The organism is Ruegeria sp. YTSC106, assembly GCF_059609765.1.
This window is the reverse complement of record NZ_JBXWMI010000001.1, coordinates 376,367-390,372: the sequence shown is the minus strand read 5'-3', so window position 1 is coordinate 390,372 and position 14,006 is coordinate 376,367. Positions and strand designations below refer to the sequence as shown.

At 57.0% G+C, this 14,006-nt stretch carries 12 protein-coding genes; 1 reads left to right on the top strand and 11 read right to left on the bottom strand.

What is annotated here, in order from left to right; all coding sequences use genetic code 11:
- Nucleotides 1-203: 203 nt before the first annotated feature.
- Nucleotides 204-671 carry an Lrp/AsnC family transcriptional regulator gene (locus AC2FEB_RS01745; RefSeq protein ID WP_496670966.1) on the bottom strand — a complete coding sequence of 156 codons (468 nt, stop codon included), beginning with the start codon at nucleotides 669-671 and terminating at the stop codon, nucleotides 204-206.
- Nucleotides 672-797: 126 nt separating this feature from the next.
- On the opposite strand from AC2FEB_RS01745, the gene AC2FEB_RS01740 reads away from it, so the two are divergent.
- Nucleotides 798-4,259 carry an indolepyruvate ferredoxin oxidoreductase family protein gene (locus AC2FEB_RS01740; protein WP_496670350.1) on the top strand — a complete coding sequence of 1,154 codons (3,462 nt, stop codon included), beginning with the start codon at nucleotides 798-800 and terminating at the stop codon, nucleotides 4,257-4,259.
- A 298-nt stretch (nucleotides 4,260-4,557) separates the two neighbouring features.
- On the opposite strand, the gene AC2FEB_RS01735 is transcribed toward AC2FEB_RS01740, so the two are convergent.
- The 10 genes from AC2FEB_RS01735 to hisD all read right to left on the bottom strand — a co-directional run bounded on the left by AC2FEB_RS01735 (nucleotide 4,558) and on the right by hisD (nucleotide 14,006).
- Complete coding sequence (locus AC2FEB_RS01735) at nucleotides 4,558-5,253, bottom strand: RraA family protein (protein ID WP_496670352.1); 696 nt, start codon at nucleotides 5,251-5,253, stop codon at nucleotides 4,558-4,560.
- Nucleotides 5,250-5,945: an alpha/beta fold hydrolase gene (locus AC2FEB_RS01730; RefSeq protein WP_496670355.1), complete on the bottom strand. Its 696-nt coding sequence runs from the start codon at nucleotides 5,943-5,945 to the stop codon at nucleotides 5,250-5,252. The genes AC2FEB_RS01735 and AC2FEB_RS01730 overlap by 4 nt, the downstream gene beginning before the upstream one ends.
- Complete coding sequence (locus AC2FEB_RS01725; protein WP_496883818.1) at nucleotides 5,942-7,066, bottom strand: cobalamin-independent methionine synthase II family protein; 1,125 nt, start codon at nucleotides 7,064-7,066, stop codon at nucleotides 5,942-5,944. The genes AC2FEB_RS01730 and AC2FEB_RS01725 overlap by 4 nt, the downstream gene beginning before the upstream one ends.
- A 10-nt stretch (nucleotides 7,067-7,076) precedes the next feature.
- Complete coding sequence (locus AC2FEB_RS01720) at nucleotides 7,077-7,679, bottom strand: class I SAM-dependent methyltransferase (protein ID WP_117873044.1); 603 nt, start codon at nucleotides 7,677-7,679, stop codon at nucleotides 7,077-7,079.
- Nucleotides 7,676-8,641 (bottom strand): cupin domain-containing protein, encoded by a 966-nt coding sequence (locus AC2FEB_RS01715; RefSeq protein WP_117873045.1) that lies wholly within the window; start codon nucleotides 8,639-8,641, stop codon nucleotides 7,676-7,678. Before AC2FEB_RS01715 ends, AC2FEB_RS01720 begins: the two co-directional genes overlap by 4 nt.
- Nucleotides 8,642-8,832: 191 nt before the next feature.
- On the bottom strand, nucleotides 8,833-9,822 hold the full coding sequence (locus tag AC2FEB_RS01710; protein WP_496670359.1) for a nuclear transport factor 2 family protein: 990 nt from the start codon (nucleotides 9,820-9,822) through the stop codon (nucleotides 8,833-8,835).
- A complete protein-coding gene (locus AC2FEB_RS01705; protein ID WP_299897748.1) occupies nucleotides 9,819-10,862 on the bottom strand; it encodes a LacI family DNA-binding transcriptional regulator in 1,044 nt (347 codons plus the stop codon). The genes AC2FEB_RS01710 and AC2FEB_RS01705 overlap by 4 nt, the downstream gene beginning before the upstream one ends.
- Nucleotides 10,862-11,626 (bottom strand): SDR family NAD(P)-dependent oxidoreductase, encoded by a 765-nt coding sequence (locus tag AC2FEB_RS01700; protein WP_496670362.1) that lies wholly within the window; start codon nucleotides 11,624-11,626, stop codon nucleotides 10,862-10,864. Before AC2FEB_RS01700 ends, AC2FEB_RS01705 begins: the two co-directional genes overlap by 1 nt.
- On the bottom strand, nucleotides 11,626-12,678 hold the full coding sequence (locus tag AC2FEB_RS01695; protein WP_496883817.1) for an ester cyclase: 1,053 nt from the start codon (nucleotides 12,676-12,678) through the stop codon (nucleotides 11,626-11,628). The genes AC2FEB_RS01700 and AC2FEB_RS01695 overlap by 1 nt, the downstream gene beginning before the upstream one ends.
- On the bottom strand, nucleotides 12,675-14,006 hold the full coding sequence (gene hisD, locus AC2FEB_RS01690) for a histidinol dehydrogenase (RefSeq protein ID WP_496670367.1): 1,332 nt from the start codon (nucleotides 14,004-14,006) through the stop codon (nucleotides 12,675-12,677). The genes AC2FEB_RS01695 and hisD overlap by 4 nt, the downstream gene beginning before the upstream one ends.

Below are 14,006 nucleotides of genomic sequence, written 5' to 3'. Positions count from 1 at the left end.
GGTATGGAGGGTGTGACCGTCGCTTGGTAACGTGTTCGCGTGAACCTGCCGTTTGGAGCACTCAAAAACGGCCAATCTGTTTGCGGCTGCCTGCTAGCACGGCATTGTTTCTAAAGCGAAAGGAATGAGCCTTCCGCTGGTGTGTTCAAAGCTGTGCAACTAAACCAAAAACAGAAGGCAAATAAGTCCCTCGACAATCGATATCAACAAGAAGGAATGGGCAGGGCATTGCTGCGTTTGATTTCGCGGAGAACGACATTCGTTTGCGCGCTTTCCACTGCCGGCAGGCGAAACAGGAATTCTTCGAGAAAAACGTTATACGCCCCGATATCCTTGCAGATCACCCGCATGTGGTAGTCTGCCTGCCCGGTCGTTGCGTAGCATTCCATTACTTCCGGGCGCGTCTCGATCGCTGCAATGAACTGCTCTAGATGTTCTGGATTGTGCCGGGTCAGATGTACATGCACCAGGGCCTGAAATGAAAGCCCGGCGTGTTCAGGTGACAATTCGGCACGGTACTGCGAAATCAGGCCGGCCTCTTCAAACACGCGGACTCGACGCCAGCAGGCAGAAGATGACATGCCCACCCGTTCAGCAAGGTCAGCGTTTGAGATGCGGCAATCATTCTGAAGCAGCGCGAGAAGTTGGTAGTCACGTGAGTCGAAAAGCATTCGAGAAAAATACCCCATATTGCAACAAAAGGAGAGAGAATTTTTCAAAAAACTTCATAATTTGCGGGAAGGTAGAACAGATTTCTCAGAAATTTCCGGTAAAATACCCAGTAACTTGAGGTACCCATGACTGACCAGTCCCTGAAATTCGAAACTTACGCCCTGTCGGACCGATACAAAGCCTCAGAGGGCCGTGTATTCCTGACAGGAACGCAAGCTCTGGTGCGCATCATGTTGGACCAGGCCCGCAGGGACGCAGCCGCAGGAAACAAGACGGCTGGGTTCATTTCCGGATATAGGGGGTCCCCCCTCGGTGGGCTGGATCTGGAGCTGTGGCAAGCGAAAGAGGAAACCGAGGCAGCCAGGATCACATTCATGCCGGCCGTAAACGAAGACCTCGGCGCCACAGCGGTTCTTGGTGCCCAGCAGGCTTCGCTGGATCCCGATTGTGAGGTCGAGGGCGTGTTTTCGATGTGGTATGGGAAGGGCCCCGGAGTCGACCGTTCAGGAGATGCGCTGCGCCATGGCAATGCCTATGGTTCGTCGCCGAAGGGCGGTGTTCTGGTTGTCGCGGGTGACGATCATGGCTGCGTGTCTTCTTCAATGCCGCATCAGTCCGACGTCGCCTTCATGACCTGGTTCATGCCAACGCTGAACCCGGCCAACGCGGCTGAATATCTGGAGTTCGGTGAATACGGGATCGCGCTGAGCCGATATTCAGGAACCTGGGTCGGGTTCAAGGCGATTTCGGAAACCGTGGAAAGCGGGCAATCCGTGGAGTTGAAACCGGACCGTGCATTTACCTTGCCGGAAATAGATCTGCCGCCAGGCGGTCTGCACGTCCGCAGCGCCGATTTGCCAAGCCCGGCTATCGAGACGCGGATCGAACACAAGTTGCGGGCGGTCGAGGCTTTTGTCGAAGCCAACCCGATCGACCGGCGAATCTATGATATCAAGGATGCTCCATTCGGGATTGTCACAACGGGCAAGAGCCATCTGGACTTGATGGAAGTGCTGCGCCTTCTGGGTCTCGGCGAAAGCGGATGCCGCCGTTTGGGCATCGACATTTACAAGGTCGGGATGGTTTGGCCTTTGGCACGGCGCGATGCGCTGTCTTTTGTCCGTGGCAAAAAAGAGGTGCTGGTCGTCGAGGAAAAACGCGGGATCATCGAAAGCCAGTTCAAGGAATACTTCTATGACTGGCCGGGGGACAAACCCGAAAAGATGGTTGGAAAACACCGCGCGGCAGGCGATCCGTTGATTCCCTGGACCGGAGAGTTGAGCCCGTTGAACCTGATTCCGGTCGTTGCAGAGCGACTCGACCGTTTTTTTCCGGAAGAAGGATTCTTGGAAAAGGCGAAGGTGCTGACGGACGAACCGCCATCTGTTCTGAATGTTCCGGGTGCGGTCAGGTCACCATATTTTTGCTCGGGTTGCCCCCACAACACGTCCACCAAAGTCCCGGATGGAAGCACGGCTGCGTCAGGCATCGGCTGTCACGTGATGGCAAGTTGGATGAACCGCAACACGGTCGGTTATGCGCAGATGGGTGGCGAAGGTGTGCCGCATGTTGTTGCCTCGAAATTCAATGGCAACAAACATATCTTTCAAAACCTTGGCGAGGGCACTTGGTATCATTCCGGGTCGCTTGCCATTCGCCAAGCCGTGGCGGCAGGTACAAACATCACTTACAAGATCCTTTACAATGATGCAGTGGCAATGACGGGGGGGCAGCCTGTTGATGGCCCTATCAGCGTTTCCGGGATCGCCCAGACCTGTCGCGCAGAAGGCGTGGACCGGATCGCGTTAGTTTCAGACGATATTACAAAATTCGATTCCAGAGATTTTCCGGCACGAACGAGCTTTCACCCCCGGGAAGAGATGGATGCCGTGCAGCGTGAGTTGCGTGACATCGAAGGTGTAACGGTTTTGATTTACGAGCAGACCTGCGCCACCGAGAAGCGTCGTCGCCGCAAGCGTGGAAAAACAGAAGACCCCAAACGATTTGCTTTCATCAACCCCGCGGTGTGCGAAGGCTGCGGCGATTGCTCTGTCGAAAGCAACTGCCTGAGTATTGAACCATTGGAAACCCCATTGGGCCGCAAGCGAAAGGTCAACCTAAACTCGTGCAACAAGGACTTTTCCTGCCTGAACGGGTTTTGCCCCAGTTTCATTACGGTGGAAAGGGCGATGCGGCGAAAAGAACCAAAGCAGAAACTGGATATCCCGTCGCTTCTTGCCAAGGTTCCCGACCCGCAGCTTCCTGACCTGGACGCGCCGTACGACCTTCTGGTCGGTGGGGTCGGTGGTACCGGTGTCGTAACAGTGGGCGCCGTTCTGACGATGGCGGCGCATTTGGAAGGCAAAGGCGCCAGCGTGCTGGATTTCACCGGGTTCGCCCAGAAATTCGGTACGGTTGTCGGCTATGTTCGCATTGCCCGCACGCCCGACGAAATCAATCAGGTCCGAATTGAGGCCAAAAGCGCCGACGCCGTCATTGGGTGTGACGTGGTCGTGTCTTCGGCGCCCAAAGCCTCGGTTCACTATCGCAAAGGCACAAAAGTCGTACTGAACCGTGCGGAAATGCCAACAGGTGACCTTGTTTTGCAGCGCGATGCCCAGCTCAAGGTTGATGAACGAGAAGCGTTGATACGCCGGACCGTCGGTGAAGAAAATGTCTTCGGTTTGGATGCAAACCAATTGGCGGTGGATTTGCTGGGGGACTCGGTTTTCGCCAATACCTTGCTGTTTGGTGTCGCGTGGCAGCTGGGGAACATTCCGATCAGTGAGGTTGCGATCAAACAGGCGATCAAGCTCAATGGAACCGCGATCGAGGCCAACGCGATGGCCTTTGATCTCGGGCGGGTGATCGCAGCAAACTCACAGGTGCTGAATGCAAAGGAGAAGAGGTCTTCGCAAGAATCCGCGCAGCTGATAATCGATTACCGGTCCGACGAATTGGCGACCTACCACGATGACGCTTATGCGCAACAGTACCGGGATCGCTTGGCCCGGCTGTCCGCAGCACTGCCTGATCAGATACGGGAGAAAGCGCTTTCGCTTGCGGCAAAATCCTTGTTCCGTCTCATGGCAATCAAGGACGAATACGAGGTCGCCCGGTTGCTGACATCGCGACAATTCGAGAAACAACTACAGTCCGAGTTCGAGGGGGATTTTCGGATCAAATACCACCTCGCCCCTCCGGTTTTAGGTGGTCAGATGGATGCACGCGGACGGCCGCGCAAGCGAAGCTATGGTGGTTGGATGACCCCCGTCTTGAGGCTCCTTTCGCGTGTACGCAGGATTCGCGGCGGCTGGCTTGATCCGTTCCGGTTTTCAAGGGACCGCAAGCTTGAAAACGAAACCTTGGCCTGGTTTCTGGGTGTCTTGGACCGCATAGAAGAGGCCAACCCCGAACTGGAGGCGGAAACCTGCCTGAAAATCCTGTCAGCCCCGCTGGATATCCGCGGCTTTGGTCCGGTGCGCGAAGCGGCAACACGAACCGTACGTGCTGATGTAGATGCCATGCTGAACGTGATCGGAGAACAGCGAAGTGATGCGCAGGGCTTTGCTTCTCATAAGGCTTGAACGTTCTTTCCGAAATCTGTCCGGAAACGCGGATTTCAGGCGGGGCTGAACGGACCTGAACCCCCGCACATCCCGATGAAATGGGCTGCTGCCTGTGCAATGGTGCGACATAATCCGGATCACGTTCGGACGCCACCGGCAGCGGCGCGACGCCGCCACCGGATAGGCAGATGTGGCTAAACATTCGTCACGGGCATTGCGTTGGCAGAGGCCGTCTTGCTCCGGCTCTGGGTTGACGAGTAAGGGACCTGTAAGTGTTTTTCACCCAATCGGCTTTCATTGTCTCTGCCCCCTGCGATCAGACCCTTGCTTTTTCAAAGGCGGCCCAGGCGGTTTCGAATGCTTCGAAATCAAACGCGGGCTCGCGGGCTGCGTCCAAAACAATACGTTCTGTCGCCAAAAGCTTTTGGATAGCACCTTCCAATTGATCGACGACATCATTCGGTATGACCAAAGCGCCATGACGATCGGCGTGAACCAGATCACCGGACTCAACTGTCAGACCAAAAATCGAAACTTGAGTGTCAACCTCGCGGACGTGGACGAAACCATGGCTCGGTCCGATGGAACCAGCGACAACCGGGAACCCTTGGGGCAAATCCCCGAGATCCCGCATGACACCATTGGTCAGAGCCCCCGACATGCCGAATCCCCTGTGAACTGTCGTATTGATCTCACCCCAGTAAGCGCCGATACAATCGGGATAATCCAGATCCTCGACTACGGCGATTGAAGGGCCGGGTGCCTCGGCCATGTACTTGTAATATGCCATACGTCGGGCTTTGATGACTTCGGGCGGCTCGGTCGGGGGATTGACCGCAGCGATCTTGGCAGTGCGGGCATAGCCGACGATGGCAGGCCCTTCGGGGGCAGAGCTTAGCATGGTGCCACGCGTGAACCTGTCGAACCCGCGCTTGCCCTGCGCCACCTCGATGGCATTGCAGACAGTTGGTGTGTCGACTTTGCGGAGCAAAGACAAAAGGGTCGGGGTCATGTGTCCTCCAGCCAGCGGGACAGCGCCGCTGTTGTTTTTTCAGGTTGTTCCAAAGTCGGGAGGTGACCCGCGTCGTCGATGATCTCGAGCGAGCTTTGTGGCAGCAGGTCATGCATAAGTCGGTGGCGTTCAACATTGCAAAGCCGGTCTTCGCGCCCGCACAAAACCATAGCCCTTCCGGTATAAGCCGTCAGTGTCTTGCTTTGGTCCGGGCGGTTCATAAGTGCCTTGGACTGACGTATGAAAACGTCAGGGCCCAAGTCGGCGGCCATTGCCATGCACAGATCCAGGATCGCCTCCCGGTTCGGTCCGTCAGCTAGGTAACCGGGCTTCATCTCGTCACGCATCACGGTCCTCAGCTGACCGTTGCGAACGGCGGACATCTGGGGAGAGCGACGCGCTTTTACCTCTGGCTTTTCCGCCAGTGGATTGGTGTCAAGCAAAGCCAGATGCGAAACACGTTCAGGGGCTTGGCGCGCTATTTCCATCGCCACGATACCCCCCATGGACAACCCGGCCAGCGTGAAAACTGATGGCGCATTTCTGAGGATATCGTGCGCCATGGCCTCAACGCTGTCGTGGTGAGACAACGGAAAGGTCATCACGGGCATTCTGCCCGACAGAGCATTGATCTGGGGGCCAAAAAGCCGGGCATCACACATCATGCCCGGCAAGAAGATCAGAGGTTTCATGCTGAGGCCAGCTTTGCCCCTTCGGACAACGCCGCCAGCTTGGCATAGGCGATCTGGGGATCAACGGCGCCGAATCCCGCAAAAGTGCCAAAGCCGCAATCGCTGCCCGCGATCACCCGGTCCGCACCCACGATTTCTGTGAACCGGTCGATCCGTTGGGCCACAAGTTCGGGATGTTCGACGAAATTGGTTGTAGTGTCGACCACGCCGGGCACCAGCACCTTGTCATCGGGAATCTCGGCCTTGCGGTCCCGGAAGACAGTCCATTCATGGGCATGCCGCGGATTCGACGTTTCGAACAGGACATAGCGCGACTTGGTCGCCATCAGAGTGTTGAAAACCTTGTCCATGGCGATGTCACAGCAATGCGGGCCTTCGTAGTTGCCCCAGCATATATGTACCCGTACGCGATCCTGCGGGACGTTCTGAAGCGCGTGGTTCAGGGCCTCGACATGCATGTTGGCTATCTTGATGAACTCATCGTCCGACAGGTCGGTGAACAGCATGTGGCGCGACAAGGCGAGGTCGGGGCAATCCAGTTGCAGGTCCAAATCGGCAGTAACGATGGTTTCATATTCTTCTTTCATTGCGTCGGCCAACGCAGCCAGGTAGGCCTCGCGCGTCGGGTAGAAATCATTCTGCAAAAACAGCGAGATCACTCCGGGAGACGCGGCATTCATGAAACCACGCTCGGCCCCGTGCCGAGCCATGGCCGCCTTGAGGTTGGCGATGTCTTTTTGTAACTCGCCTTGCCCCTTTGATCGCACCTCACCCGTGCACATCGGCCTTGCGTATTGTGGCGTACCGCCGTCATCGGCCAGTCTTTGCAGAAAGCCGGGGAACATTTTCAAGTCTGCCGGCGCGTTACGAGGGCTGTCGCCCGAAAACCCGGTGTAACGATCCTTGACATAGGTCGCATAGGAGATTTTCGAAGTTTCGCCGTCGCTGACAATATCGACACCGGCTTCGACCTGTTTGCGCACCGTTTCGGCCACGGCGTTGGCCATGCAGGTATCAAAGGCGCCTGTGTCATAGGGTTCATCGTTTTCGCGGGCAAAAATAAAATCCACGACGTCCTGCGTTCGGGGCAGAGAGCCAACATGTGTGGTTTTTACGGTCATTGGGACCTCCTTAGATCTTTCGTGCCATCAGGATCGTGTGGCTTTGGGCTTCAGGGTCTTCGGCCAGGTATCCGGTCATTTGCAGCCCGTTTTTCTCGAGACACTCGGCGTAACCCGCCGGGGACAGCGAGGCGTGGTACACAAGTTCTGATCCCACCGTGCCGCTGACCTCTCCGGCACGAGGTCCGACAGTCAGCATGAGCATTCCTTTGGGCCGCAAATGGCGCGCCATCCGGGCGATACAGTCTTTTTGCTCATCCGCCGTAAGGTGAAAGAAGCTGTTCCAGGCGATGATACCTTCGAACTGTTGATCCAATTCAAAGCTCCGCATATCCGCGTTGCGCCAGTCCCCAGCGGGCCAACGGCCCCGCGCAATGGCAAGCATGGCGTCGGAAAAATCGATGCCTGTGACATCAAATCCTTCTGCCATGAACCACCGTGCAATAGGGTCGCCCGAGCCACAGCCCAGATCCAATACGCGGTCACCCGGCTTCAGGCTGGCAGTGAAGCGCGCCAACCAGCGCGCTTCGAACAGGGCCTTTGAACGGCGCCTGTCATACTCTGTTGCCTGTCGCTCATAAACGGCGTGGGTGTCATTCGGGTCCGCGTTCATTCTGTCCAGGTCGCTCCTGCCGGGTCATCGGTTGCGGTGATGCGGTACAGGCCCGCCTGTCCGGTCATCGATGGTCGAACGCCATAGGTTTCGCCGGGAAGAACCAAGGCCGTGTCGCCCACCGAGATCGTGGTTTCGTACCCGTCAATCGCAACACGCCAGTGACCGCTGGCCGGCATCAGAACCACCGGTTTCTCTGCGGCAATCGGTTGGGTCACCGAGGATCCTCGTCCCAGGAAGTCGACCGCAAATCCGGGTTTGTCCTTGATCATTGCGTTTTCGCCAATCACCTTTGCGGGCTTTTTGGCCGACAACGCCATCAGATCCCAATACCGCGCGACGTATTTGTTGACCACATCCTCGACGGGAACCTCTGGATAGCTTTTCAGTTGTTCTTCGGTCAGCAAAGGCATCGGGCGGACATTATGGGGCAAGTCCTGGCCCTGTTTGGAGTCGTACAGAACGCCATTGTCGCCCAGCATCAGACCATGTGCCTGCGCATCTTCGATTACCTGAGGCGCCCATGTGACGCCGCCGCCCGCATCGTCTCCGCCCAGGATTGACATGATCATTCCGTAATCCTGGCCGACATTCTCAAAGCCCCTGAAAATCCCCGTTGGAATGTTGAAGATGTCCCCTTCCTCGGCGATGAATTCCCCGGCCGTGCCATAGCGGCCCCAAAAAAACCGCCAACGACCCTTGGCAACAAAAAAGACCTCGGCCGTGGTGTGGCTGTGCAGTGAGTTTCGGCACTTCGGCGGCTGCCCCGCGGCTCCGATGTTGAAGCCGATCTTGTCGGTGATGTGGACATGCTGGTCCGGAGATTCCGAGACGCCGCCGCCGATTATCGTAAAATTCTCTTTCTGATCGCTGCCGGGAGTGTGGGCATCGATAAAAGCGGTTTTACAGGGTTGAAGCTCGCCATAGCGGACTATGCGGGAAGGGATGGATGATTTTGTCATGACGTACGATCCGATTTAACGTTTTTGGAAAGAAAGCTCGTGTGCCCGAGCAGGACACGCCCTTACTCTCCGGGCGGGCGCAGGTTCAGTCTCCGCGCCCTAAGGCTTTGACGGTACATATGGAAACGTCGAATGGTCCGGGGCTCGGACAGACCGCCTGAAAGGATGCGATATGAGACCGGACGGCCCACTCAGACTTCTCCGCTCTGCAACAGGATCTGCTTCCAGACCGAGGTTTCATCGAAAATAGTGTATTCACGACGCAACTGCGGCTGCCCCGCAATCAGTGCGCCGAACTCAGCGTGGCTGATACCGAGGACATAAACCTGTGCACCAGTCGGCGCCCCAAACACGCCCCAGCCATCATGTTTGCCCCATAGGCTCCAGCGAATTGCCGCACGCGGAGGCATATCAGGGTCGTCTCGCCCGATCTGATGCTCAATCTTGAATTCTGCGTTCGGAAAACTCGCCCGCAGACCCATCCAGAAACGGTCGACGGCCTGCCAGCCATGCCCTGTTACGCCACCCACATATTCTGATTGAACAGCTCGGTCATATTCTGAACCGATCACGCCCATATCTGCATTCATTATCCGCGTCAGAATGTCGGCGTAGCGCTGCCCCCATTCGTTGTCATTCCCATGGCCTTTGTATGGTCCAGGCTGATCGATTTCGGGGGTCAGAGGCTTGACGCAGTTCTCCTTGCCTCCTTCGCGGGCAATCAGATTCGCGGCGTATTCCTTGGGATCCCAGCCCATCTGGCGTACAATCGCGCCTTGATCACGGATCAGCCATTCATCGTTGATCTGATTGTCGATGGCGTGGCAATCCGCAAGAATCCGGTAACGCAGCTTGGTGCCGGTTGGCTTGCCATAGACGCCCTCGGCCAAATGCGTGGCCGTTGAAATGATGCGATGAGAGCTCAGCATGCCCTCTTCCGGTGTGCCGGACCAGATCACGTCTTCGCCCAGCAGCTGCCGATCCGGAAACTCGGCCAGCGTTGCCATTGTGGCCGCAATGACATTCTGATTGCCCAAAACGACCGAACCGGGCGAACGGACGACGATGTCATCGCTGTAATATTCATGCAGCGTGGCGATCCCCCGGTCTTCCCATATCTCTTTGGTGATGCCGATGATGTAATCCGGAAAATCCCGGAATTTTGGATCGAAGCCTTTCATGTCTCTGTCCTTTGTGGGGCCCATCCCTTGGGCAATCGGGCCGAAGTCCGCACGATCAGCGGCCCATCAATGGCGACTTTACGCGCCGCAGCAGCTGTCGGTTTTTCAATATGGTCCAGCAGAGCATCCACGGTCTCGGAAACCATCAAATTGGCCCGCTGACGAATGGTCGTAAGATTGTAGGCAAGCCATCCGGCCTGAGGGACGTCATCGTAACCAACGACAGACACGTCTTCGGGCACACGCATTCCTAACTCAAACCGAATGACGTCCATGACCGCAAGCGCCATGTGATCATTGGCAACAAACACGGCATCAGGCCGTTTCAGCGGTTCGACATCAAACATACGGCGGGCCGCGAGGCGTGCGTTTTCAGTGTGAAACTCACCGATGTCGTGAGCGTACAGTTCTTGGCCCGCATCGCTGAGCGCGGCCCGGAAGCCGGCCTCGCGATCTCGCTGTGTTGAAGCGCCCTGCCACCCGGCAATATAGGCGATGCGTCTGTGACCAGCGGCGATAAAGAACTCGGCCACCTTACGACCGCCAGCGTAGTTGTCCGATGTAACCGAGGTGATCCCGTCGATATCCTGACTGCGGTTGAACAACACCACCGGCACACCCGCCTGCTGACACCGCGTTGCAATATCCGACGACATCGCAACCGAGGCCAGAATGACGCCATCGACTTGATAATCGAGAATTTCCTCCATCACGTCGTCTATGTTTCCAGCGGTTCTGGAGGCCATGAAGATCAGAACGTGATAGCCCTGTTCCTGCAATGCATTTGACAGTTTCTCAAGCGCTTCTGGGTAGAAGTAGTTGTCCAGATAGGCGACCACCAATCCGATGATGCGACTTTTCCCGGATACCATGGCGCGGGCCAGAACGTTTGGGCGATAGCCCAGTTCAGCGGCGGCTTTGCGCACTTTCTCCTCGGTTTTTTTGCTGACAGAGGCGCCAGGCGTGAAAACGCGGCTGACGGCGGACTGGCTGACACCAGCCAACTGCGCAACCTGAAGAGATGTGACCTTCCTAGCCATCAATCTGCTGTCCAACCCCCGTCAATCAACATCGAAGTACCGGTGACCAGAGCAGAGGCGTCTGACGCGAGATACCGCACCGCGCCCATGATGTCTTCGACTTCTCCGATCCGGTCCAGCTTGATCTTGTCCATGATCCAAGCGGCACGTTCAGGATTGTCGAAAGTGGATTGGGTCAGGGGGGTTCTGATGAAAGTCGGGCAGACCGTGTTGATCCGAATGCCCTGTTTACCCCACTCGATCGCCATGGATTTGACCATGCCCTCCAGGCCATGCTTGGTTGCACAATAAAGCGCCCGGTCGACCCCACCGACATGCCCCATTTGGCTGGAGATGTGGATGATCGATCCCGGCTTTCCTGCCTTGATCAAAGCTTGGGCGGCATAGGCGGACAGGAAATAGGCCGAACGCAAATTGACATTGGTGACAACATCGAAGTCATCGGGCGTGGTTTCGATGGCCGCGCTGTGCCGTGCGATCCCGGCCGAATTCACCACGACATCAAAGCAGCGCGACGCGAAAAGCTGTTCCAATGCGCCCAGATCACCCTGATCCATCACAAGCGCTTCGGCCGACCAGCCGTGATCCTGCAAGGCAGCGACAGTGTCGTTCAACCGGTCCTTGCCTCTGGCCGCGCAGACGACATGCGCGCCTGCCTCGGCCAAAGCCACTGCACAGCCCTGACCGATGCCAGATGAAGCTCCGGTAACGAGGGCGGATTTGCCGTTCAGGGAAAACGTAGGGGTGCGTGGCAATTCCGTCATCAGTTCATTCCATCCGGTATTTCAATGCGGCCCATATTTCGAGCCTTGTTGAATTCCCGCAGACGGGCAAAGACGTCAACGCCAAGCTGCCGGTAGGCATCCAGCAAATCAACCAGCACCCAGTTTTCCCGGATCCTGCCGTTTTCCAAACGCCAGAAATCGAGGCTGCGCATGGTGATCTTCTTGCCTGATGGAGCGATGCCCATCCAACCATCGTCTGTGACGGTCTGGATCATGTTGGGCCAGCCAGTCACGGCCGCATATTCCCCGTCACCGAAGAAGTGATAGGTGATGTCGTCCACAAACTGCCCGCGATCCGGCATACCGTTCAGAAACGGAATCTGATGCCAGTTGCGGAACCCTGCATACCCGCGCCCGGTGCCGATGCCCGAAGGACCGTACCAGTTCATGCGCGGGTGCCAGAACCGCTCCATCTCCATCACCTCGGGGCCACCCTGGGACGGGTGTTTCTTGAGATGCTCCAGCATGTCGATGATGTGCTGGCAGGTCTGTTTTCCCTTGGCCGCATCGTAAGGACCAGGGACAAACCCATCCTGAGTGGCAGGTCCCGGGACGTGCCATTCGCGGCCCAGACTTGGCGCCATCGGCCAGGCATTCGCCTGCATCATAACTTCGGGGATGTCCCACAGCGCCTGCATCTCGACGATCTTGCCGTTTTCGAAGCGGTAGAATTCGTGAAACCGCATCGTGACCTGATGACCCGTTGGTGGGATATCCAGCCAAGGGCCGATGAAAACACCGGTGTAATACCCGCCGCATCCGACCCAATCTGCGCCGAACGCATCCGGCCCGGCCATGACGATGTAATCCCGACGCTCAAGATCGGGCCAGGCCGCCAGCAAGTCTTTATACCCAATGTCATAGAAAGCATCACTGCCGATGCTGTCCCCAAAGGGATGACACAGACGGAACACGGCATCCGGCGACGTGATATCCGCGAAAGCCCGACGTACACCCGCCTCATTGAAATCGTACATCGCAGCCCTGAGCGGTTCGATCAGGGCCTTGTGATGAGTATGTTTGTCACTCATTCAGCAGCGTCCCGGTAAGGGGCCGGCGCACCGTAGGGAACATTGATTCCGCCATATCGGCGCACACGAACGTTGCACTGTTCAGCGTGACCAACGAACCCTTCGAGCATGCACAGGCGCGAACCATACTCGCCGATCAGCGTTGCGGCCTCATCGGTCAGAACCTTTTGATAGCTGTGCGTCTTCAGGTACTTACCAACCCAAAGTCCACCAGTGTATCGCCCGGCCTTCTTGGTAGGCAGCGTGTGGTTGGTGCCAATCACCTTGTCCCCGTTCGAAACATTGGTGCGCGGCCCAAGGAACAACGCCCCATAGCAGGTCATGTTCTCAAGGAACCAGTCGTCGCGGTCAGTCATCACTTGCACATGTTCCGAGGCAATATCATCGGCAACCCGCAACATCTCGTCATAGGCATCGCAGACAATCACCTCGCCGTATTCATCCCACGACACTTTGGCGGTGTCTGCTGTCGGAAGGATACCCAGCAGGCGGTCAACTTCGGCCATCGTGTCTTCGGCCAGTTTGCGCGAATTGGTCAGCAGCACACAGGGGCTGTTGTATCCATGTTCGGCCTGACCAAGCAGATCCGTGGCGCAGAGTTCCGCATCTGCGGCGGACTCGTCAGCGATGACCATCGTTTCGGTAGGACCTGCGAACAGATCGATACCTACGCGCCCGAACAGCTGGCGCTTGGCTTCGGCCACAAACGCGTTGCCGGGACCAACCAGCATATGAACGGGATCGATCGTCTCGGTACCCAGTGCCATCGCGCCAATCGCCTGAATGCCACCCATGACATAGATCTCATGCGCGCCTCCAAGATACATGGCGGCAATCACCGCTGGGTTGGGTTTGCCCTGAAACGGGGGCGTGCATGCGATGATGCGCGGCACCCCTGCCACCGAGGCGGTCGCTACCGACATATGCGCCGAGGCGACCATCGGGAACTTGCCGCCAGGAACGTAGCATCCAACCGATTGCACAGGGATATTCTTATGGCCAAGGATAACGCCCGGCAGAGTTTCGACCTCAATGTCCAGCATTGAATCCCGCTGAGCCTGCGCAAAGTTGCGCACCTGTTCCTGCGCGAACTTGATATCGGCCAGCTCACGATTGGACAATTGCCCGATCAGGTCATCAATTTCCTGCTGGCTCAGGCGGAACGAGGCTGGCGAGTAGTTGTCGAACTTCTCACTCAACTCACGCACCGCGGCATCCCCGCGGGTTTCGATGCCTTTCAGTGTCGCCTCAACCACGGCACGGGTTTTGGCATCATCCTCTGCCCGATCCGCATCGGACTTGCCGCGTTTAAGATACTCGATTGCCAT